This window comes from Arthrobacter sp. YAF16, from assembly GCF_052113385.1.
Taxonomy (GTDB): Bacteria; Actinomycetota; Actinomycetes; order Actinomycetales; family Micrococcaceae; genus Arthrobacter.
On sequence record NZ_JBFRDC010000001.1, the window covers coordinates 271,228 to 292,980 of the forward strand.

Here is a 21,753-nt window from a genome sequence, read left to right on the forward strand (position 1 = left end):
GTCTATGGTGCGTTGCGGGCCCAGCCCGGTTACTCCACGGTGACCATGACAGACTGCCAGCCGGAAGCGCCGTCGGGCACGGGATCGGCGCGCTTGTCCGTCTGGACCTCGCCGGTGCCGTCGGTGGCGCGGACCTTGATGTAGTGCGGTCCCGGGGTTGCCTCCCAGTCGAAGGACCACTGCCGCCAGGTCACCACGGAGGCCTCGGCCGAGAGCACGGCCGCCGTCCACGGGCCGTTGTCGATCTGGACCTCCACCTTGGTGATGCCGCGGGTCTGCGCCCAGGCGGTGCCGCCGATTGCGACCTTTCCGGCGGCGACCTTGGCGAAGGACTTGGGGACCTCCACCCGGGCCATGGTCTTGATCGGGCCGCGCTCGGACCAGCCGCGCTGCGTCCAGTAGGCCTTGTTGTCCGCGAAGCGGGTCACTTCCAGGTCAACCACCCATTTGGTGGCCGAGACGAAGCCGTACAGCCCGGGGACCACCATGCGGACCGGGTAGCCGTGCTCCAGCGGAAGGGGCTCGCCGTTCATGCCGATCGCCAGCATCGCGTCGCGGTCGTCCTGCAGGACCTCCAGCGGAGTGGAGGCGCTGAACCCGTCGACGGACGTGGAGAGCACCATGTCCGCGCCGTCCTTGGGCCGGGCCATCTTCAGCACGTCACGAATGGGCATGCCCAGCCATTTGGCGTTGCCTGCCAGGTTCCCGCCGACGGGGTTGGAGACGCAGGTCAGCGAGACGTGGGATTCGATCAACTGCGCATCCAGCAGGTCCTGAAAGCTGAGCCGCACTTCCTGTTCCACCATGCCGTGGATCCGCAGTTCCCAGGACTGGGCGTCGATTTCCGGCACGCTGAGCGCGGTGTCGATCCGGTAGAAATCCTTGTTCGGCGTGAGCCACGGGGTGACGCCGGGGGCCTTGGACTGGACGCCGGCGGGCACGGCGGCGGCGGCCTTGGCGGGGGCGGGCAGCTGCAGGGCTTCGCGGGCCTGGGCCACGTTGCTGCGGGCGGCGCTCAGGAGCCGTCCGCCCGTTGCAGCTGCGGCGGCAGCGACGGCGGTGATTCCGCTGGCGGTGAAGAAGGCGCGGCGGCTGGTGGCGGGACGGTCCGGCTCCTTGGCGCCGAGGTCCGACGCCACCTCCGGCCATTCCCGGGTCCGCCACAGCTTGCTGATCAGGAACCGGAGCACAACCAGGCCGGCCACGGTGCCGATCAGCGAAGGGATGGCGTCCAGCGGTTTCACACTGGCCCGGGTCACCACACTGGCCACGATCACCGCGCCCAGCAGCAACACGCCGGCCACGCCCAGAGCCCACTTGCGGAAGGCGACGATGCCCAGCACGCAGGCCAGCAGCAGGATGGTCAGGCCCATCCCCACGAACAGGGCGGCCTTGTCATTCGTGCCGAAGGTTGCGATGGCGAAGTCCTTCATCCACGGCGGGGTGAAATCGATGAAGGTCGAGCCCAGGGCGATCAGCGGCGTCGCGCGGGCCGTGAAGAAGGCGCCGATCAGCTCCGCGACGGCCAGCACGACGCCGGCCGAGACTACCCCGGCCAGCGCGGCCAGGGCGGTGGGGCCGGAGAGGAGCGCGGGCCGCTTCCTTCTCTGGTTCCCGGGCTGCGGGGTAGTGCCGGGCTGCGGGGTGCTGGGCGTCTTCATACAGGATGTTCGGAGCGGCGGAGCCCGCGGATTGTCCGGCCGGGGCGTGGGATGGGCATGCCTGGTGGACTGGACGGCTTCCCCGGCGACGCACATGCCCATCCTTGGGCGTGAGGGATGGGCATATGCGCATTATGTCCAGTGGCTGCGGCGTGGAGTGGGCATGTCCTGTGGAGCTCTGGTCCGGAATGGCACGTCGTGTGGACTGGGCGGCGCCCAGGGACGGGCATGCCCATCCTTGGGCGTGTGGGATGGGCATATGCGCATTATGTCCAGTGGTTCCGGCGTGGAGTGGGCATGTCCCGTGGAGCTCTGGTCCGGAATGGCACGTCGTGTGGACTGGGCGGCTTCCCCGGCGACGCACATGCCCATCCGTGGGCGTGAGGAGTGGGCATATGCGCGTTATGTCCAGTGGTTCCGGCGTGGAGTGGGCATGTCCGCTGGAACCGGGGCCCGTGGAGTGGGCATGTCCGCTGCAACCGGGGCCTGTGCGCAAATCCGGCGTGAGGAGTGGGCATGTCCGGTGGCAGTCACAGCTTAGGCGCCTGCAGGGTCCACAAAGTACCCTTGGGAACTGTGAAGGTACTTGTCATCGGCCCCGGCGGCCGCGAACACGCCATTGTCCGATCCTTGCTCGCCGACCCCAATGTTTCCGAGGTCCACGCGGCCCCGGGCAACGCCGGTATCAGCAAGCTGGTCCCCACACACGCCATCGACGCGAACAACCCCGACGCCGTCGCCGCGCTGGCCACCAAGCTCGCCGTCGACCTCGTGGTGGTCGGCCCGGAAGCCCCGCTGGCCGCGGGTGTCTCCGATGCCGTCCGCGACGCCGGGATCCCGGTGTTCGGCCCCAGCAAGGCCGCCGCCCAGCTTGAGGCCTCCAAGGCGTTCGCCAAGGAAGTCATGGCCGAGGCCGGCGTGCCCACCGCGATGGCCCGGGTGGCCTCCAACGCCGAGGAAGCCGCCGACGCGCTCGACACATTCGGCGCCCCCTACGTAGTGAAGGATGACGGGCTCGCCGCCGGCAAGGGCGTCGTCGTCACCCGCAACCGGGACGAGGCGCTGGCGCACGCGCAGAGCTGCTTCGACGCCGGCGGCACCGTGGTGATCGAGGAATTCCTTGACGGCCCCGAGGTCTCCGTGTTTGTCCTCTGCGACGGCAGCACCACCGTGGCGCTCTCCCCGGCACAGGATTTCAAGCGCATCTTCGACAACGACGAAGGCCCCAACACGGGCGGCATGGGCGCCTACACCCCGCTCGATTGGGCCCCCGAAGGCCTCGTCCAGGAGGTCATCGACCGGGTCGCGCAGCCCACCGTCAACCAGATGGCCCACCGCGGCACCCCGTTCGTCGGCGTGCTCTTCGTCGGCCTCGCCCTGACCTCCCGCGGCACCCGCGTCATCGAGTTCAACGTCCGGTTCGGCGACCCGGAAACCCAGGCCGTCCTGGCCCGGCTCAAGACGCCGCTCGGCGGCCTGCTGATGGCCGCCGCCAAGGGCGAACTGGACAAGGTCCAGCCGCTGCGCTGGTCCAAGGAGTCAGCGGTCGCCGTCGTCGTCGCCGCCGAAAACTATCCCGGCACGCCCCGGACCGGGGACCGGATCCGCGGCCTGAAGAAGGTCGAAGCCATTGAGGGCGTGCACGTGATCCATGCCGGCACCAAGCTCGACGACGAGGGCAAGGTCGTCTCCGCGGGCGGCCGCGTCCTCGCCGTGGTGGCGCTCGGGACGGACCTCGTGGAGGCCCGCGAACGGGCGTACGACGGCGTCGAACTCGTCCAGCTCGACGGCGGCCAGTTCCGTACCGACATCGGCGGCAAGGCCGCCCGCGGCGAAATCAAGGTGACGGCGCCCGGCACAGCCTCGGCTGCCGCGGCCGCCGCGGCGAAAGCGAAGGCCTGAGCATGAACGCAACTGAATCCGCGATGCCCACCGGCGGCCTGCACACCGAGACGCTGGACCTGCCCGGCTGGAAGCACGTCTACTCCGGCAAGGTCCGCGACCTCTACGTCCCGGCGGACGCGTCCATCACCGAACGCGTCGGCCACGAGTGCGTCCTGGTTGTCGCGAGCGACCGCATCAGCGCCTACGACCATGTCCTCGCGAGCGAGATCCCGGACAAGGGGCGCATCCTCACCCAGCTGAGCCTGTGGTGGTTCGAGCAGCTGGGCGTGGAGCACCACGTGCTCGCGTCCACGGTCGACCGCGGCGTTCCCGCGGCGGTCGAGGGCCGCGCGATGATCTGCAAGAAGCTGGACATGTTCCCGGTGGAATGCATCGCCCGCGGCTACCTGACCGGCTCCGGGCTGGCCGAATACCGGCAGTCCGGGACAGTGTGCAGCATTCCGCTGCCGGCCGGCCTGGTAGACGGGTCCCGGCTTGCCGAGGCCATCTTCACCCCCTCCGCGAAGGCCGAGGTGGGCGAGCACGACGAGAACATCACCTACGACGCCGTGGTCGCGCTGGTGGGCCCGGACATCGCTGGCCGGCTCCGCGAGCTGACCCTGGAGATCTACACCAAGGCCGAGGAGATCGCCCGCGGCCGCGGCATCATCCTGGCCGACACCAAGGTCGAATTCGGCATCGACGCCGCGACCGGCGTCATCACGCTCGGCGACGAGGTCCTGACCCCCGACTCCTCGCGGTTCTGGGATGCCGCCACCTATGAGCCGGGCAAGGCACAGCCGTCATATGACAAGCAATACGTGCGGGACTGGCTGACGTCGGCCGAATCGGGCTGGGACAGGTCCTCCGACACGCCGCCGCCGGCGCTGCCGGCCGACGTCGTCGCCCGCACCCGCAGCCGCTACGTGGAAGCGTACGAGTTGCTGACGGGCCGGGCCTTCGCCTAGCCGTCCGCCTTCGCCTGGCGCCCAGCCGTCCGCCTAGCTTCCGGCGGCGGCGGCTTCGGCGCGGCGCTGGGCCAGCCGGATTTCCAGCACGGCGTCCATGGCCTGCTGGACCCGGTCCGAGGCCCCGGCCGCGCTGAACTCCTTTTGCGCTTCCTCGAGATAGACGAGGGCTTCCTCGGACTCGCCGGCGGCCTTGAGCGCCTTGCCGAGCAGCAGGGCCACCTCGCCGGCGACGTGTTTGGCCAGCGAATCCCGTTCGGCGTGGATTTCCCGCAGCTTCTGTACCGCGCCGACGATGTCCCCGGTGAGGTACAGCCAGCGTGCCCGGATGAAGGCCACCTCGAGCCGGTCGGTCTTGTTGCCGCCCACGATGGAAAGGGCCAGCTCGGCGCGCTCGATCGATGACAGGGTTTCCGGTTCGACGATCCCGGAGGACAGGCGGACCGCGGCGGAAGCCTTGTTAAACCGGGCCCAGAGGTCGATGTCGTTCGCCGGGGAGAGCAGCTTGGCCGCCTTCTCGTGGTACTTGATGCCTTCGGCGTAGTCATGCCGCATGAACGCCACGTTCCCGATCACCCAGGCGACCTCTCCGGCCAGCTGGGAGATGGACTGGTCATCCATCTGGTCGTTCATGTCCTGGCAGTACTGCCAGGCCTCGTCGAGCCGGCCGCTTTCTGCGAGGGCGCCGATCAGGGCGCGCAGCGCGCCGATGATCAGGGTGGAGCCCTTGGGCAGCTGGGCGCAGAGCCGCACCGCTTCCTGGGCGTGCTCGACGGCGACCGCCAGCTGGCCCTGGCCGTGGCACACGGCGGCAAGCATCTGCCGGGCGCGCACCCCGAGGCCGGCCGATTCGGCAGCCATCGGGTGGTCCAGCAGCCGCTGTACCAGGTTCTGGCATTCCTTGAGCTGGCCCTGCTTCATCAGGCATTCGGCCTGCATGTAGGTCATGTTCCACCAGGCGCTGGTGTTCTTCCCCTCCAGCGCGATCTGGGCGGCCGTGGCGGCGTGGCTGGCAGCGAGCGGATAGTCGCGCAGATCCCAGGCCTGCCGCGCGTACAGCCCGGCGAGCACGTATTCGGCGTCGCTGACGGACACGGGCTGGCTCCAGGCCTCCAGCGCCTTGGGGGCGAGCTCCAGCCGGCGGGCGAGCTCTTCGATGACATCCGCGGTCGGTTCACGGCGGCCGGTCTCCAGTAGCGAGATGTAGCTGGGTGAAAACAGGTCCTTACCCAGTTCGGCCTGGGTGAGGCCGCGTTCCAGCCGTTCCGCTCGGAGTTTTTCCCCGAATCCGTTCCCCACGGGATCCTCCTAATTCCGGACAGTCGATGTACTAAATGCTTGACAGTCTCTGTGCAAGTAATTTTACAATGTATGTCAACAAGGGCTGGTGCTGGCTTTGTAACTTTCCGAATCGTATTTCCGACTCGTATTGAGGAACCCACATGTTTAAGAAGATTGCTGCCTCTGTCGCCTTGGCTGGGGCTCTGGCGTTCTCCGCAGCGGCTCCCGCAGTGCTGTCAGTAAGTGCCATCGGTAACTGGCCGGACCCCATGAGCAACAGCACCCTGGCGATCGGCAACTGGCCCGATCCCATGAGCTCGAGCAATGGCACCCTCTCGGCCATCGGCAACTGGCCGGACCCGATGTCCAACTCCACCAACATCGGCAACTGGCCGGACCCGATGTAACCAACGCTCCAGGCAGCCCCGGGACACCCAAGGTGTCCCGGGGCTGTTCTTTGCCCCGGTCCCTCCGTCGATTGCTCCGAAGCGGACCTTTATGACGGGTCTAAACGGCGGTTGCGGAGCAGTCGATGGGGTACGACGGCGGCGGACGGTGCGGGCGCCGTCGGAAGGGCGCAAATATCGCAGGGCACACAAAAGAGGGCCTTCCGATTGGAAGACCCTCTTTAGATTGGTCGGGATGACAGGATTTGAACCTGCGACCTCGTCGTCCCGAACGACGCGCGCTACCAAGCTGCGCCACATCCCGATCCGTTACTTCAAAAGCAACTTCACAAGAGTATCCGATTCCGGCCCCGGATGCGAAATCGGCGCCGTCGAAGCGCCGGCCGAGCTTCGTCGAAGCGCCGCCGGAGCTTCGTCGAAGCGCCGCCGGAGCGGAGGAATCAGACGAGCGAGTCCTTCCAAGCGCCGTGCAGCTTGGCGAAGCGCCCGCCGCCGCCGATCAGCTCCGCCGGTGTGCCGTCCTCCACCACCCGGCCGTCATGGACCACGAGCACCCGGTCCGCGGTCTCCACGGTGGAGAGCCGATGCGCGATGATCAACGCCGTGCGGCCCGCCTCGCCGGAGCTGACGCCCTGCAGCAGGCTCGCCAGCCCGGCCTGGACCATCCGCTCGGACGGGATGTCCAGCGAGGACGTCGCCTCGTCGAGGATCAGGACGGCGGGCCGGGCCAGGAAGGCCCGGGCAAAGCTGATCAGCTGGCGCTGCCCGGCCGAGACCCGGCCGCCGCGCTTGTTGACGTCGGTGTCGTAGCCCTCCGGGAGAGCCGAGATGAACTCGTGGGCGCCGACGGCCTTTGCGGCGTCCTCGATCTCCTGCCGGGAGGCCTCGGGCCGGCCCAGGGCGATGTTGTCCGCCACCGATCCGCTGAACAGGAAGGCCTCCTGGGTGACCATGACGACGTTCCGGCGCAGGTCCGCCGTCGTCAGCTGCCGCAGGTCCACGCCGTCGAGCGTGAGCGAGCCGGAGGAGACGTCGTAGAAGCGGGCGATCAGCTTGGCCAGCGTCGACTTACCGGCCCCGGTCTGGCCCACCAGCGCGACCGTCTGGCCCGCGGGAATATGCAGGTCCATGGCCGGGATGATGACCGGGCCGTCGCCGTAGCGGAACTCGACGTTCTCGAAATCGATGCTGCCCTTCGCCTCGGGCAGGGCCACGGGGTTTTTCGGCGGCCGGACGGTGGGTATTTCCTCCAGCAGCCCGGAGACCTTTTCCAGCGCCGCCTGGGCGCTCTGGAAGGAGTTGTAGAACATCGCCATCTGGTCCACCGGCTGGAAGAACCGCTTGGTGGACAGGATCAGGGCCAGCAGCACGCCGACGGCGAGCTCGCCGCTGAGGACGCGGAAGCCGCCGGAAAGCAGCACGACCGCGACGCAGACGTTCCCGATCAGCACCAGGCCGGGCTGGAAGACGCCGTTGAGGTTGATGGAGCGGACGGTGACCTTGCGGTACTCCTCGGAGAGTTCGGCGTAGCGCTCGGCGTTCTGGCGCTCCTTGCGGAAGGCCTTGACCGCACGGATACCGGTCATGGTCTCGACGAAGTGCACAATCAGCCGGGCCGAGACGACGCGGGATTCGCGGAACGCTATCTGCGAGTGCTTCTGGTACCAGCGGGCCAGGAAGTACATCGGCACGCCGGCCGCGAGCACCAGCAGCCCGCTGCGCCAGTCCAGGGCAAACACCGTGACGGCGGTGAAGATCATGAACAGCATCCCGGAGGCGAGCGAGCTGACCCCCGAGTCGAGGAGTTCGCGCAGGGCCTCAAGATCCGAGGTCTGCCGGGCGATGATGCGTCCCGAGGTGTACTTCTCGTGGAATTCCAGGCTCAGCCGCTGGGTCTGCCGGAAGACCCGCACGCGCAGGTCCAGCAGCATCGCCTGGCTCAGGCGCGCCGTCGAGGTCACGTACAGGGCGGTGAGCCCGGCGGTCGCGACGGCCGCGGCGAGGTACGCGACGCCGGCCAGCACCAGCGGGAGGTTGTCCCCGGCGCGCAGGGCAGGCAGGGCGTGGTCAATGCCGAAGGCAATCAGGGCCGGCCCGGCGACGCGGGCGGCCTGGGACAGCACGACGGCGGCGATGGTCAGCCAGAAACGCAGGCGGACGGGACGGATCAGCGAACCGAGGAGGGCCAGGGAGCGGCGCCGGACGGTCTTGCTCTCGGATTTGGAAAGGTGGGCGTTGTCCTCGTTGGTGGTGCCGAAGGTGGCCGTGCTCATCGCGACACCTCCTCGGCCTCGAGGGCGGACAATTCGGAGTCCAGGTCCCTAGGTTCCGGGTCCAGGCTGGCGATCACGTAGCGGTAGTGGCTGTTCTCCGCGAGCAGTTCGGTGTGGGTGCCGACGGCGGAGATCCGGCCGTCCTGCAGCAGGGCCACGCGGTCGGCCAGGGCCACGGTGGAGGGACGGTGGGCCACGATCAGGGTGGTGGTGTCAGCGAGCACCTCACGGAGCCTTGCCTCGACGAGTTCCTCGGTGTTCACGTCCAGCGCGGAGAGCGGATCGTCCAGGACCAGCACCTTCGGCTGGGCCGCGACGGCCCGTGCCAGGGCGATGCGCTGCCGCTGGCCGCCGGAGAGGCTGAGGCCCTCCTCGCCGATCAGGGTGTCCAGTCCCTCCGGCAGGGAGTAGGCGAAGTGGGCCTGGGCGGTGTCCAGCGCCTCGGCCAGGATCTGCTCCCGGCGCTCCTCCGTCTCGTGCCCCTGCACGCCGAGGAGCACGTTGTCCCGGACGGAGTTGGAAAACAGGGTGGTGTCCTCGAAGGCGACGGCGACGACGGTGCGCAGCTCCTCCACGCTGAAGTCGCGCAGGTCCACGCCGTCGATCGTGACGGAGCCCGCCGTGACCTCGAACAGGCGCGGCACCAGCTGCAGCAGGGCACTCTTGCCGCTGCCGGTGATGCCCACCAGGGCCATGGTCTCGCCGGGGCGGATGTCAAGGCTGATGTCCTTGAGGATCGGCTTGTCCGGTGCGTCCTCGAAGGCGAAGGTGGCGTTGTGGAAGCCCAGGGCGCCCTTGAGCTCGGCAGGCCGGCGCGGCTGCGGCGGGCTGGTGATGGTGTTGACCGAGTCCATTACCTCAAAGTGCCGGTCCACGGCGGACTTGGCGGTGAGCGCCATCGCCAGCAGCATGCCGCAGAACTCCACCGGTGCGGCGATCACGGCGGCGGTGGCGAAAAAGGCCACGAGCGAGCCGATGCTCAGCTGCCCGTCGGCCGCGAGCATGACGCCGACGACGAGCCCGGCACCGAGGGCGAGTTCTGGCAGCAAGGTGACGACGAGGCTAAAGGCGGCCAGGTGCTTGGCCTTCGCGATCTCGGTCTGGCGCAGTTCCTCGGCCTGTTCATTGAAATTTTCGAGCGCCTCGCGGCTGCGTCCGAAGGCTTTGAGCACGCGGATGCCGTGGACGGACTCCTCGACCGTGGTGGCGAGGTCTCCGGCCTGGTCCTGGCTGCGGCGGGCCACCTTGCTGAAGCGGGTCCGGAACCGGAAGCCGTAGATCATGATCGGCACGGCGGCGGCCAGGAAGATCAGGGCCAGCTGCCAGCTCATGGAGAACATCACGACGACGCCGATCACCACGGTCAGCGTGGTGACCACGAGCATGATCGCCCCGAACGCCATCCAGCGCCGGAGGAAGTTCAGGTCTGTCATGGCGCGCGAGAGCAGCTGACCGGAACCCCAGCGGTCATGGAAGGAGACGGTCAGGTCCTGCAGATGGTCGTAGAGCGACACCCGCATCCGGGTTTCCACCGTGGTGGCCGGGTTGATGACGAATTGGCGGCGCAGTGCCACCAGCCCGGCTTCGGCGATGCCCAGCAGCAGGATCACGGTCGAGGCGATCCAGACGGCCTGGCTGCTGCCGCCGGGCCTCAGCCAGTCGTTGATGAGTACGCGCAGCACCTGGGGGATGGCCAGGGCGACGACGCTGGCCAGCAGGGCGGACAGCAGGCCCATGACCAGCCGCGGCATGATCGGTCTGACGTGCGGATAGAGACGGCTGATTGATGAGAAAAACGGAGTCTGCTTGGCCATGCCTGCTTCTTAACTGCAACTGCGAAATGGATTACGCAACTGGATGTAGTTTCCTGTAGCAACTACCCTAGGCCATCGCGTGACCCGGTTCACAGGATATCGGGCCGTTCCGGAATCTGTCCCAGTAATTATGTTCCGCAATGGCACGGGGAGGTGCGGGCTTTCCCTGGGGACATGCCCTTCGCTCGGCATGCCAGCGGGACATGCCCAGTCCTCGGCGGCTCGGCGGGACATGCCCATGGTTCGACCGTACGAGTTCTGGACATGCCCGCTCCTCGAGCACACGGGTTCGGGACATGCCCGTTCCGCGGACGCTCCGTTGAGCATGCTCATTCTTCGCGACCGCCCCTGGGTACATGTCCATCCCTGGACGCCGGGAGTGGGCAGGATGCCGTTATGTCCATCCCTGGGCGGGAAGACAGGGCATGTCCCACGGGGAGCAAGTGCCGGGGGTGGGCATGTCCCGCGGAGAGTCAGAGCGCGGGGGTGGGCATGTCCCTCCGGAGCTGGCGCGGGGGAGGCGCCGACGGGCTCAGGGCCGGGCGGTGAGGGTGAGCAGCACGGCCTCGGGCTTGCAGGCGATCCGGACCGGGGCGAAGCGTGAGGTGCCGATTCCGCCGGAGACGTTGACCGGCGTCGTGCGTCCGTTGCTTTCCCAGTCGTGCAGTCCCTTGGCACGCCAGGTGGGCAGGTCGCAGTTGGCCACGAGGGCGCCGTAGCCGGGGACGCAGATCTGGCCGCCATGAGTGTGGCCGGCCAGCAGCAGGTCCGCGGCGTCCTCGGTGAAGTGGTCCAGCACCCGCTGGTACGGGGCATGCGCGACGGCGATCCGCAGGTGCGGTTTGGCGTCCTGGCCCTTGGTGCCGCGCGGCCAGCCGGCGTAGCGCTCGAGGCGAAGGTGCGGGTCGTCGACGCCGGAGAAGTCCACGCGCAGGCCCTTGATCACGAGCGACTGGCAGCGGTTGGTCAGATCCACCCAGCCGCCCATGCCGAAGCCTGACCGGAGCCGCGGCCAGTCGAGCTCGACGGGGTCGGGGCGCGATTTGGACGGCCCCAGCAGGTAGGATGCCGGGTTCTTCAGCCGCGGCGCGAAGTAGTCGTTCGAGCCGGGGACGAAGACTCCCGGGAACTCCATCAGCGGCCGCAGCGCCTCCAGCAGGGGATCGACTGCCTTGGCGTGGCTGAGGTTGTCGCCGGTGTTCACCACCAGGTCCGGCTCCAGCCCGGCGAGGGAGCGCAGCCACGCGGCCTTGCGGGTCTGGCCGGGGACGAAATGGATGTCGCTCAGGTGCAGCACGCGGAGCGGCCCGTACCCCGCCGGCAGGATGGCGAGCGACTCTTCCCGCAGCACGAACTGGTTCTTCTCCCACAACCCGTAGCCGGCAGCGGCGGCGCCCGCGGCGGCGCCGGCGGCGGCGGTTACGGCAAAGCCGCGCCCGATGCTTCGGGCGCGGCTGGCCAGGGTGGTTCCGGCGGTCACTACTTTCCGTTCCCGGGCTTCTTTGGCGTCGACGGGGCCGGCGCGGGGGATGACGGCGCCGGTGCCGGGTTCTGCGTCGCCGGCGGCATGAAGTTGTTGTTCCGGCCCGCGTCGTTGTTGGTCGGCTGCTGGTACGGCTCGGACAGCAGGTTCGACGGCGGTTCCGGGAACGGCTCGGCGCCGTGCGAGGGGGCGATCTCGGCCATGAACTTGGAGAACATCGGCCCGGCGATCATGTAACCGTCGATGCCTTCGTAAAACTGGCCGTTGACAGTGATGTTCTGCCCGGAGCGTCCCTGGTCGCCGAGCGGGTCGCCAAACCAGGCCGCCGTCGCCAGACCGGTGGTGTGCCCGACCACCCAGGTGGAGCCGTTGTTGTTCGAGGTACCGGTCTTCGCCGCGATCGGGAAGTTTGTCACAGTGGAAATGCGCGGCTGGATGAGCGAGCCGGAGCCCCGGTTCAAGACTTCCTGCAGCGCGTAGTTCACACCGCGCGCAACCTCGGGCTTGAGGGCGTCCCGGCAGTTCGTGGCCTGGGCGGGCAGCTTGGCCCCGGTCGCATCCGTCACGGAGGTGATGGCGATCGGCTCGCAGTAGCGGCCGTCGTTGGCGAAGGTGGCGAAGGCGCTGGCCATGGTCAGCGGCGCGGTCTGGGTGGAGCCGAGGAGGTTCGACAGCATCGACATGTTGATCTTCGGGTTCGGTTCCTTGATCCTCCCGTTCGCATCCAACACAATCTTCTGGTTCTGGTCACGGGTGGGCAGGCCGGAGTGCAGTCCTGCCGCGTCCACGATCTTTTGGATCCCGCAGAAGTCGAGCTGCGCGGCCGAGGCGAAGGTAATGGTGTTGATCGAGTTGTAGAGACCCTTCAGCACCGTCATGGGCCTGTAGTAGTCCGGCTCCGCGTTCTGGAGGTCCTCGGCGGCACCCAGTTGCGCGTCGTGTTCCGGGGTGCTGTAGGCGCCCGTGGTGACGCCGCAGGAGTTCCGCCACTGGAAGTCCAACGGGTATCGGCGCACGGAGCCGTCCACCACGGTATTCATGGACTTGCCCTCGTCCAGCCATTCGGCGAAAGTGAACGGCTTCATAGTGGAGCCCGGCTGGGCGCCGCCGAGGCCATTAAGGTCATTGCCCTTGTCGTCGTACTTGTCGACGTTAAAGTTCAGCTGGGTGTCGAACTTGCCCTTGCCCGGCAGCCAGGACGTGTTCTGGGCCATGTTGGTAATCTTGCCCGTCCCCGGCTCCACGGAGACCAGGGCTGCACCCCACTTGTTCGGGTTCGCACCGGCAGCGGCGTCGACCTGCGCCTGCGCGACCTTCTGTGCCTTGGGCTCCAGCGTGGTCTTGATGGTCAGGCCGCCGCGGAAGATCTTCCGCTCGCGTTCCTTGGTGTCCGCCCCGTACGCCGGGTTGTTGAGCAGGAGGTGCAGCACGTAATCGCAGAAGTACGGCGACGTCGGCGAGTAGGCGCAGCCCTGGCGCGGCTGGGTCACCTTGGTCTTGACCGGGGTGGCGACGGCGGCGTCGTACTGCGCCTGCTTGATCTTGCCCTGCGAGAGCATGGCCTTGAGGACCAGGTTGCGGCGGACCTTCGCGTTGTCCGGGTTGGTGATCGGATCGTAGAAGGACGGGCTGTTCACAACGCCGGCCAGGAGCGCGGCCTGCGGCAGCGTCAGATTCTTGGCCGAGGTGCTGAAGAACAGCCGGGAGGCCGCCTCGATGCCGTAGGCGTCGCGGTTGAAGAAGACGATGTTCAGGTAGCCCTCAAGGATCTGTTCCTTGGTGAACTTCTTCTCCAGCGCGATTGCCAGTTTCATCTCGCGGAGCTTGTCGCCGACGCCCTTGTTGACACCGTTCAGCAGGACCTGGTCGCCCTTGCCCTCGGACTCCAGGGAGGAGTTGATGACGTTGTTCACGTACTGCTGGGTGATGGTCGAGGCGCCCTGCTTGTTCCCGCGCGCGGTGGCGACGAGCGCGCGGAGAATACCGGTGGTGTCGACGCCACCGTGCTCGTAGAAGCGGCTGTCCTCGATGGCGATCACCGCGTCCTTGATGTACGGCGACATCTGGTCCAGCGACACGCGGGTGCGGTTCTCAAGATAGAGGTTGGCGATGACGCTGCCATCCGCGGCCAGGATCTTGGTCGACTGGCTCGGCGGGTCAACCTTCAGCTCGGCCGGCAGGGTCTCGAAGAACTTGATCGAACCGCTTGCTGCGTTGCCGGAGACGGCGGCCGCAGGGACCAGCAGGCCCGCCATCAGGACACCACAAATCGCGCTCACGCCCAGGAAAAGGATGAGCTTTCCGAGGGTGGTGGCCGTGTCGAATAAAGGGTTCTTACCAGTCGCCATGTTTTCCACTTTACCGGCAAGGACTAGGCTTTACTTCATGACCAAATGGGAGTACGCCACGATTCCGCTCATTATCCACGCGACAAAGCAGATCCTCGACCAGTGGGGAGACGACGGCTGGGAGCTCGTCCAGGTTGTTCCGGGCCCCGATGGAAACGGCCTGGTTGCCTACTTGAAGCGGGAGAAGAACTAGCCATGAGCATCCCCGAAACGGCGGCTCCGGCACAGGCCACGAGCCCCGCCAACACGGTCCAAAGTGACGCCGGCACCGGCGCGTCGTCCGCCGTCGAACAGCGCCTGGCCGAGCTCGGCCTGACCCTTCCCGAGGTTGCCGCCCCGGTGGCCGCCTACGTTCCGGCCGTCATCTCCGGCAACCACGTCTACACCTCCGGCCAGCTGCCTTTCATCAACGGCAAGCTTGAAGCCACCGGCAAGGTCTCCCCCGGGACCGAAGGGACCTCGGACGAGTCGACCGTGTCCCCGGAAGCGGCCAAGCGCTACGCCGAGGTCTGCGCCGTCAACGCGCTGGCCGCCGTGAAGAGCGTCATTGGCGACCTGGACCGGATCACCCGGATCGTCAAGGTGGTCGGCTTCGTCTCTTCCGATCCATCGTTCACCGGCCAGCCCGGCGTCATCAACGGCGCCTCCGAGCTCCTGGGCAAAGTCCTTGGCGACGCCGGCCAGCACGCACGTTCCGCCGTCGGCGTTTCAGTTCTGCCGCTCGACTCTCCGGTCGAAGTCGAACTGATCGCCGAATTCGCCTAGAGGGCCGGTCGCTTCCCTTGCCGCACTTAGCACGACGCCTGTTTAGCCTTCCCCCGGATCTTGAGGGGGCAGCCCGCAGCTGGCTTGAACACGGCGAGCGGACCCCCCGTGCCCCCCGCTACGCCTCCTCCGTGGTCCTGCTGCGGGATTCGCCCACCGGCCTGGAGACCTGGCTGGGCTACCGGCCCGGGTCCTCGCCGCTGGGCGTCCTCGCCTTTCCCGGCGGCTCGCTCGAGACGTCCGACGACGACGCCGTGGGCTGGCTTGGCCCCTCGCCGCAATGGTGGGCCGAGCAGATGGGCACGTCCGACGTCGGCCTGGCGCGACGCCACGTGGTGGGCGCCATCCGTGAGCTGTTCGAGGAAACCGGAGTCCTGCTGGCCGGTCCGGACCTGTCGACCACGGTGGAGGCGACGTCCACGGCCGAGTGGATGCGCGCCCGGGAGGCCGTCGCCGACCAGGAAAAGTCCTTCACCGACGTGCTCGCCAAGCGCGGGCTTTCGGTGCGGACCGATCTGCTCAAGCCGCTGGTGAACTGGCTCAGCCCCGACTTCGCCCACCGACGCTTCAACACCCGGTACTTTGCCGCGACCATCCCGATGAACCAGCAGCCCTCGCTGCTGGCCAGCAAGGGTGTCTGGGCGCGCTGGGTGTGCGTCCGCAAGGTCATTGCCGAGCGCGACACGACGGCGCTGGGCGATGAGGTGGGCCAGCCCAACACCGTGGGGCTGAAGCTCGGCCAGCTGCTGGTCCCGGGCTCGGAAATCATGCTGGAGAAGATGGCCGCCGCCAACGGCTGCATCGCCTACCTCAGCTACAAGCGCAAGGCCCACGCCTATCAGCCGGCCCTGGTGGAGGAAGACGGCCGGCTCATGCTGGAAGTCGAGGCCGCCAAGACCGTCGCCGGGGAACCGCAGCGGGAACGGTAGGGTCGGCCGCTTCGGCCCGACCATTGGACATGCCCATCGTTGGCGCTGGGCAATGGACATACCCGTTCGGACCTGAGCCGATGGCTGGACATGCCCATCGTTGGCGCCGGGCAATGGACATGCCCGTTGGGACCGGAGCCCACCGCGGGACATGCTCATCGGTCGCGTCGGGCAATGGGCATGCCCGCCCGGACCTGGGTCCATGGCTGGACATGCTCATAGTTGGCGCTGAGGAATGGGCATGTTGGGTATATGTCCATCCCTGGCGTGCAGGGATGAGCATGTCCGCCGGGCCTTCGCTCAAGGGCAGGACATGCCAGCTGGAGCCTCGCCTCGACCACCGGACATTTCTATTGCGCCAGTTGGGCATTGGACATAGTGGGTATGTGCCCACTCGTGGCATCCAAGAATGGACATGTCCCGCGGCAGCGTTGGCGAAGGATGGACATGTCCCGCCGGCCAGACCCAGATTCCGTAACGCCGGAAGAAGCCGAGAACAACACCTAAAACCGCAGAGGGCCGGCCCGGGAAAACGGGCCGGCCCTCTGTGTCTAAGGCTTGTGTTGCGGCGGCTGTGCCTAGCGGGAGCGCTGGCGGAGGCGCTGCATGTCGAGAATCACGACGGCGCGCGCCTCGAGGCGCAGCCAGCCGCGCTGGACGAACTCGGCCAGGGCCTTGTTGACGGTCTCGCGGGAGGCGCCGACCAGCTGGGCCAGTTCTTCCTGGGTGAGTTCGTGGGCCACCAGGACACCGTCCGTCGCCGGGCGGCCAAAGCGGTCGGCCAAGTCCAGCAGCGCCTTGGCCACGCGGCCCGGGACGTCCGAGAAGACAAGGTCAGAGAGCGAATCGTTGGTGCGGCGCAGGCGCCGTGCCAGGGCCTGGAGCAGCTGGGCCGAGACCTCGGGGCGGGTGCGCAGGAGGGCGTTGAGGCTCTCGTTCTTCAGCCCGGCCAGGCGGGTCTCGGAGACGGCGGTGGCCGTTGCGGTGCGCGGGCTCGGGTCGAACAGCGCCATTTCGCCGAACAATTCGCCCGGGCCGAGGATGGCGAGCAGCGACTCGCGGCCGTCGGGGGATGTGCGGCCGAGCTTCACTTTGCCGGAGACGATGAAGTAGAGCTGGTCACCCTGGTCGCCTTCCCGGAATACCGAGGCTCCGCGTGAGAGGTCCACCTCGGTGAGTTCGTCCGTCAGCAGACGGAACGCCTCGTCGTCGAGCGTGGCGAAAAGGGGTGCGCGGCGCAATACCTCGATATCCATGAAATCTCCTGACTTACTGTGTCGGCTGGGGCGCTTCAGCCATTGTTTCAGAATTTTGAGGCTTCTGTGACGTACTTGGCACCGAAACGCGTGAAACGCCGGGCGGGTGACGGTCCGGGCCGCCTTGGGCCCCCGGCAAACTGTCAGTCCGCGCCGGTAGAATGGGGTTCCTACCAGTCACTAAGGAGCCCCGGTGTTCGGCTTGACCATCTTGGACCTGGCGTTGATGCTGACGCTCTTGTCCTACCTGATCTATGGCCTGCGCAACGGCTTCCTAGTGACGCTGGGCGGAATCGCCGGGTTCGCGGCGGGCGCCGTGGCCGCCTTCCTGTCCGTCCCGATCGTCAGCGACCTCGTCGACGATCCCGGCTGGCGGCTCACCGCGATCATTGCCACGGCCGTGCTGCTGATGATGCTGGGGCACGGCCTCGGCACCATGATCGGGCGGCGCATCCGCAGCGTCGTAAAAATCAGTCCGCTCCGACTGGCCGACCGGGTGGTGGGCGGAGGGGTCAACCTCGCCGTGTCCGCCCTCGTGATGTCCATGTTGGCCTTCAGCATCAGCGCCCTCGGCGTTCCCTTTGTTTCCCAACAGTTGGCCGACTCCAAAGTGATCGGTTTCATCGACGGCGTCACCCCCACGCCGCTGAAGACGTCGATGGCGCAGTTGCGTTCGGCCGTGATCGGCGATGGCATCCCGACCCTGTTCGAGGGTGTCGGCGGACGGGCCGTGCCCGTGCCCGACGCCAGCACCGACACCCCTCCGCTGAACAAGGCCGCCGCCTCCGTGCTCAAGATTGCCGGGACGGCCTACCAGTGCGGCCAGAACCAGACCGGAACGGGCTTTGTGGTCTCGCCCGGCCGGGTCGTGACGAACGCCCACGTGGTGGCCGGCGTCCCGGAGCCCGTTGTCGAGGTCCCGGGCGGCGGAGCCCTCCCCGGCCGGGTCGTTTACTTCGACAGCCGGCATGACCTCGCCGTCCTGGCCGTGGACGGGCTGCGCGCCGCGCCGTTGTCGCTGGGCCGCGATCTTACGGCCGGCAGCCCGGCGGCGTTCGCGGGCTACCCGCACGGCGGTCCGTTCCAGTCCAAGCCGGCCACGGTGCGGGACATCACCACCGTCCTGGTCCCGGACATCTACGGCAACAACGCCGCTGCCGAGGATGTCTACCGGCTCGCGGGCGACGTGCAGCCGGGGAACTCCGGCGGTCCGTTGCTGACCACGGGCGGCCAGGTGGCCGGCGTCGTCTTCGCGAAATCCACCTCCGAGCCCTCGCTGGGCTTCGCCATCACCATGAACGACCTCGGCCCCGTGGCCGCAAAGGCCCCCGGGCTGGGCGACGCCGTCTCTCCGGGCCAGTGCATTAAGAAATAGTCGGCGGCAGGAAACCGGCGGGAACCGCCGGTTGGCGCCGTCAGGCCGGGGCCGCTTCGATCCACTCCAGGCTCTGGCCGTGCGGGCCGGCCATGGCCACGGGCAGGCCGTCCTCCAGCAGCAGGAAGCGGCCGCGGAGTCGGGATTCGTCCATTTCGGGAACCACGCTGGAGCCGTCCGCCTGCAGGATGACCGTGTGGCCCTCGTTCGAGATCCAGTGGCAGCCCCGGTCCGCGGCCAGCAGGGCGATGGTGTCGCGGAAACGTTCGCGGCCGGCGGCGTCGAGGTACGCCATGACGGCGCTGTGGAAGACCACCAGGGCGGTCTCCGGCGGCGCCTGCTGCGCCAATGACACAAGCTGTTCGTTGAGGTCCCCGGCCACCAGCAGCGGCGGATCCGTCCGTGCGACGGCGATCGCCTGGCGCAGCCGCTCGCGGCGGAAGTCCTGCTCCGGCCAGATCAGCGCCTCCAGCCAGGCGACGTCGTCGGGGTCCCGGATGTCCAAAGGGTTCAAATCGATGCCGGCGCGCCACACCACCGCGGGCAGCGCGGCCGGCAGCGGCACCGGGCCGGCCGTGGCGCACCGCAGCACGGGATAAGTCCCGGGCGCGGCACCGGCGGGGAGCAGCCGCGTCACGGCGCCGGAGCCGTCGTCGAACTCGTAGCCGTAGCGGTCCGGGTACAGCGTCAGTCCTGCCGAAGCGCCGACCTCGATGAGGGCCAGCGGGCGTCCCTCCGCGGCGGCGATCCGGGCCAGGGACGGGAGCAGGGCGGCGCAACGGCCGGCCTCGTTTGTCTGGGTGGACCGGGAGAGGACGATCCGGGAGACCCCGTCCCAGTGGGTATCCAGGAAGTCCCGGAACCCGGCGTAGGGGCCGATCCGGGCGCCGAGGAATCGGGCGGCGGCCAGCATCAGCAGCGGCTGGCGCTTGTTGTGCGGCCACTCGTCGATGCGCCGGATCAGCTCGGGGTCGTCCGCGATGGCCGTGGACCACTCCGCATAGCACGCGGAGTTGCCGGGCGCGTCAATGGTGCCGAAATGGCGGTACCAGTCGGCTGTCCCCGGGGGCTCCGGCGCGGGGGACATGATCAGCCCCGGCCCGCGTTCAGCTCGGCGAGGTACTCGACGGCGAAGCGGTACCCGAGGATGCCCGCGCCGGCGATCACGGCCTTGCTGATGTCCGAAAGATAGGAATGGTGCCGGAACGCTTCCCGGGCGTGCACGTTGGTGATGTGCACCTCGACGGCGGGCAGCTGCACGGCCGTTATTGCGTCCCGGATCGCCACCGAGGTGTGCGTGTAGGCGCCGGCGTTCAGGACGATGCCCACCGCCTTCCCGCGGGCGGCGTGGATGGCGTCCACGAGTGCGCCCTCATGGTTGGACTGGAAGCACTCGACGTCGAGCCCGTGCGCCGCTCCGGTGTCCTTGGCGAGCTGTTCGACGTCGGCCAGTGTGGCCGTGCCGTACTTTTCGGGCTCACGGGTGCCGAGCAGGTTCAGGTTGGGCCCGTTCAGGACCAGGATGGTGCCGCGACGGGCGTCCGAGGGGGTGGCTTCGCTCATGCCTGCCAATGTATCGCGTTGGGCCGGACCGTACCCTGCTGTTTCTTGCGGAGTTCATCAATCACGGTCAGGTCCGCGCCCGGCAGGGGTCCCCGGACCGGTTGCGAGCCGTTCTATCCGCCGCATTGCCAGGGCGCAGACCGGCAGGTAGGCCGGGGCCCACCAGGGCACGGTGAAGGTGAGCAGACAGCCGTCGTCCTGCGGGGTTACCCGGTGGCCGGTGGCCGGGATGCCCGCAACGGACCATGACCAGTACCGGCCGGCGTCAAACCCTGTCACGGTGTACGGGAGCGCTAGCCCCAGGACGGTGCGTACCTTTCCGCGGCTGCCGGGCGCGAGTCCCGGGACGGCACCCGCATCGGTGGCAGGTTCGACGCCGGTGATCGATGGCCCCCACGCCGGCCACTTCCCGGTGTCAGTGAGCAGCTTCCACACCACGCCGGCGGGCGCGGCAACCCGGCGCGAAACGGAGAATGTCACCCGGGCCGGCCCAGGACGGCCAGCGCGGCGCGGTGGCCGCTGACGAGCGCGCCCTGAATGGAAGCCGTCTCCCGGTGGTCGCCGCAGACGGTGATCCCGTCCGGGCCCTCCACGGGTTGCCGGGTCCGCAGCGGCGGTGGCTGGACGGGCAGGGCGTGCGCGATTTCGTGCCTTGCCACCAGTTCCCAGCCGGCCGTGGAGCAACCGAAAATGTCCCCGGCGTGCCGGAGGACGTCCGCGTCGCTGGGAACCGGCCGGCCTGCGCCGAACAGGGCAGAGGTCTGGATCAGGTGCCGGCCGCCGGGCGCGTAACTTGGTGCCGAGTTGGAGATGACGGCCGCGTTGAGCAGCGGTCCGCCGGGGCGGGTGCGGCCGTCGATGCAGAGCATGCGCGCGTCGGTGGGTGCCGAGTCGGCGGCGAACCAGTGTGTGAGCACTCCCTTCATGGCGGGCGCCTCGCTCCCGGCGAGCCTGGCCGCGTCGACCGGATCGGCGGCGAGAACGACGTGGCGGGCCCGGATGGCGGTCCCCGCGGCGGTGACCAGGGCCCCGTTCCCGTCCGGCGTGATCTTCTCCACCCGGGTGGAGGTGCGGACCGGGGCGGCCAGGGCATCCGCCAGCTGCCGCGGGAGGGCCTGCATGCCCTCCCGCGGCAGTCCGGGAACCCCGGCCGCGAAGACGCGTACCAGCTGCAAGGCAAAGTTGTTGGAGGTGCTGCCCTCGTCCTCCAGCAGTACGCCGGCGAGGAACCGCTCCACCACGGTGCGCAGTTCGCCCGAGCAGCCGGCCCGGTCGAGGGCGTCGCGCAACGCAACATCCTGGCCGCTCCGCCGAAGGGGCCCGGCGAAGGCCGGGACGGCCCAGCGCAGCAGCCCCACGACGGCGCGGGGGCTGAGAATTCCGCTGCGGAGGGTCTGCAGGATGAGCCCCGGCTCCCGCAGGGGGTGGGCCAGGACCGCCAGGTTGTCCGGCAGCCGGACCCGGAGGCCGGCACCGAAGGCCTGCAGCGCCAGGGCGTGCACGTCGACCCACTGCCGGACCGCCGGGTACGCGGGGTTCAGGACCTGAAAGCCGCGGTCCACGAGGAAACCGTCCACCCGGTCCGTCCGGATCCTGCCCCCGACGGCGTCGGAGGCCTCCCAAACCACGACCTCGCGCCCGGCGGCCTGCAGTTCCCGGGCGCACTGCAACCCGGCCAGGCCGGCCCCGACCACCAGCACCTCGCACGAATCCGTCATGGCCGCATGATTCCGTTCCGTGCAGCCC

General features: G+C 68.4%; 18 protein-coding genes and 1 tRNA gene. 7 read left to right on the forward strand and 12 right to left on the reverse strand.

The annotated features are described in order from the left end of the window. Positions 1 to 29 precede the first annotated feature (29 nt). Positions 30 to 1,661, reverse strand: a complete 1,632-nt coding sequence (locus tag AB4Y91_RS01315) for a molybdopterin-dependent oxidoreductase (RefSeq protein ID WP_441416788.1) — start codon at positions 1,659 to 1,661, stop codon at positions 30 to 32. 576 nt (positions 1,662 to 2,237) lie between these two features. Between AB4Y91_RS01315 and purD the strand changes: the two genes are divergently transcribed. Next, positions 2,238 to 3,563: a phosphoribosylamine--glycine ligase gene (gene purD / locus AB4Y91_RS01320; RefSeq protein WP_441416789.1), complete on the forward strand. Its 1,326-nt coding sequence runs from the start codon at positions 2,238 to 2,240 to the stop codon at positions 3,561 to 3,563. Between the two features lie 2 nt (positions 3,564 to 3,565). After that, a complete protein-coding gene (locus tag AB4Y91_RS01325; protein ID WP_441416790.1) occupies positions 3,566 to 4,513 on the forward strand; it encodes a phosphoribosylaminoimidazolesuccinocarboxamide synthase in 948 nt (315 codons plus the stop codon). A 33-nt stretch (positions 4,514 to 4,546) separates the two neighbouring features. On the opposite strand, the gene AB4Y91_RS01330 is transcribed toward AB4Y91_RS01325, so the two are convergent. Then, positions 4,547 to 5,812, reverse strand: coding sequence for a helix-turn-helix domain-containing protein (locus AB4Y91_RS01330; RefSeq protein ID WP_175321502.1), 1,266 nt, complete (start codon positions 5,810 to 5,812; stop codon positions 4,547 to 4,549). A 143-nt stretch (positions 5,813 to 5,955) separates the two neighbouring features. Between AB4Y91_RS01330 and AB4Y91_RS01335 the strand changes: the two genes are divergently transcribed. Further along, positions 5,956 to 6,201, forward strand: coding sequence for a hypothetical protein (locus AB4Y91_RS01335; protein ID WP_175321501.1), 246 nt, complete (start codon positions 5,956 to 5,958; stop codon positions 6,199 to 6,201). A gap of 227 nt (positions 6,202 to 6,428) precedes the next feature. Here the strand turns inward: AB4Y91_RS01335 and AB4Y91_RS01340 are convergent. The 5 genes from AB4Y91_RS01340 to AB4Y91_RS01360 all read right to left on the reverse strand — a co-directional run bounded on the left by AB4Y91_RS01340 (position 6,429) and on the right by AB4Y91_RS01360 (position 14,119). Beyond that, positions 6,429 to 6,505, reverse strand: a tRNA-Pro gene (locus tag AB4Y91_RS01340). 136 nt (positions 6,506 to 6,641) lie between these two features. Beyond that, the gene (locus AB4Y91_RS01345; RefSeq protein ID WP_441416791.1) at positions 6,642 to 8,474 is read right to left on the reverse strand and encodes an ABC transporter ATP-binding protein; all 1,833 of its coding nucleotides are present in this window, start codon (positions 8,472 to 8,474) and stop codon (positions 6,642 to 6,644) included. Beyond that, a complete protein-coding gene (locus AB4Y91_RS01350; protein ID WP_441416792.1) occupies positions 8,471 to 10,288 on the reverse strand; it encodes an ABC transporter ATP-binding protein in 1,818 nt (605 codons plus the stop codon). The genes AB4Y91_RS01345 and AB4Y91_RS01350 overlap by 4 nt, the downstream gene beginning before the upstream one ends. 532 nt (positions 10,289 to 10,820) lie before the next feature. Continuing rightward, a complete protein-coding gene (locus AB4Y91_RS01355; protein ID WP_441416793.1) occupies positions 10,821 to 11,768 on the reverse strand; it encodes a metallophosphoesterase in 948 nt (315 codons plus the stop codon). After that, positions 11,768 to 14,119, reverse strand: a complete 2,352-nt coding sequence (locus tag AB4Y91_RS01360) for a transglycosylase domain-containing protein (protein ID WP_441416794.1) — start codon at positions 14,117 to 14,119, stop codon at positions 11,768 to 11,770. The genes AB4Y91_RS01355 and AB4Y91_RS01360 overlap by 1 nt, the downstream gene beginning before the upstream one ends. Positions 14,120 to 14,156: 37 nt before the next feature. On the opposite strand from AB4Y91_RS01360, the gene AB4Y91_RS01365 reads away from it, so the two are divergent. From AB4Y91_RS01365 to AB4Y91_RS01375, 3 genes are read left to right on the forward strand one after another with little or no spacing between them, the layout of a single operon-like run. Then, a complete protein-coding gene (locus tag AB4Y91_RS01365; protein ID WP_175321496.1) occupies positions 14,157 to 14,312 on the forward strand; it encodes a DUF4177 domain-containing protein in 156 nt (51 codons plus the stop codon). A gap of 2 nt (positions 14,313 to 14,314) precedes the next feature. Then, positions 14,315 to 14,884 carry a RidA family protein gene (locus AB4Y91_RS01370; protein ID WP_441416795.1) on the forward strand — a complete coding sequence of 190 codons (570 nt, stop codon included), beginning with the start codon at positions 14,315 to 14,317 and terminating at the stop codon, positions 14,882 to 14,884. Between the two features lie 17 nt (positions 14,885 to 14,901). Next, the gene (locus AB4Y91_RS01375) at positions 14,902 to 15,813 is read left to right on the forward strand and encodes an NUDIX hydrolase (RefSeq protein ID WP_441416796.1); all 912 of its coding nucleotides are present in this window, start codon (positions 14,902 to 14,904) and stop codon (positions 15,811 to 15,813) included. Positions 15,814 to 16,391: 578 nt separating this feature from the next. Here the strand turns inward: AB4Y91_RS01375 and AB4Y91_RS01380 are convergent. After that, the gene (locus AB4Y91_RS01380; protein WP_011693220.1) at positions 16,392 to 17,069 is read right to left on the reverse strand and encodes a Crp/Fnr family transcriptional regulator; all 678 of its coding nucleotides are present in this window, start codon (positions 17,067 to 17,069) and stop codon (positions 16,392 to 16,394) included. A gap of 193 nt (positions 17,070 to 17,262) precedes the next feature. On the opposite strand from AB4Y91_RS01380, the gene AB4Y91_RS01385 reads away from it, so the two are divergent. Continuing rightward, the gene (locus AB4Y91_RS01385) at positions 17,263 to 18,444 is read left to right on the forward strand and encodes a MarP family serine protease (protein ID WP_441416797.1); all 1,182 of its coding nucleotides are present in this window, start codon (positions 17,263 to 17,265) and stop codon (positions 18,442 to 18,444) included. A gap of 40 nt (positions 18,445 to 18,484) precedes the next feature. Here the strand turns inward: AB4Y91_RS01385 and AB4Y91_RS01390 are convergent, their stop codons facing one another. Genes AB4Y91_RS01390 through AB4Y91_RS01405 form a run of 4 tightly spaced genes read right to left on the reverse strand, consistent with a single transcriptional unit; the run spans position 18,485 to position 21,725 of the window. Further along, entirely contained in the window at positions 18,485 to 19,531 is a 1,047-nt protein-coding gene (locus AB4Y91_RS01390) for a DUF2332 domain-containing protein (protein ID WP_441416798.1), read from the reverse strand. A 2-nt stretch (positions 19,532 to 19,533) separates the two neighbouring features. Continuing rightward, the gene (aroQ, locus tag AB4Y91_RS01395; protein ID WP_441416799.1) at positions 19,534 to 20,007 is read right to left on the reverse strand and encodes a type II 3-dehydroquinate dehydratase; all 474 of its coding nucleotides are present in this window, start codon (positions 20,005 to 20,007) and stop codon (positions 19,534 to 19,536) included. Positions 20,008 to 20,064: 57 nt separating this feature from the next. Beyond that, positions 20,065 to 20,487, reverse strand: coding sequence for an SRPBCC family protein (locus AB4Y91_RS01400; protein ID WP_441416800.1), 423 nt, complete (start codon positions 20,485 to 20,487; stop codon positions 20,065 to 20,067). Next, entirely contained in the window at positions 20,484 to 21,725 is a 1,242-nt protein-coding gene (locus AB4Y91_RS01405) for a protoporphyrinogen/coproporphyrinogen oxidase (RefSeq protein WP_441416801.1), read from the reverse strand. Before AB4Y91_RS01405 ends, AB4Y91_RS01400 begins: the two co-directional genes overlap by 4 nt. Positions 21,726 to 21,753 lie beyond the last annotated feature (28 nt).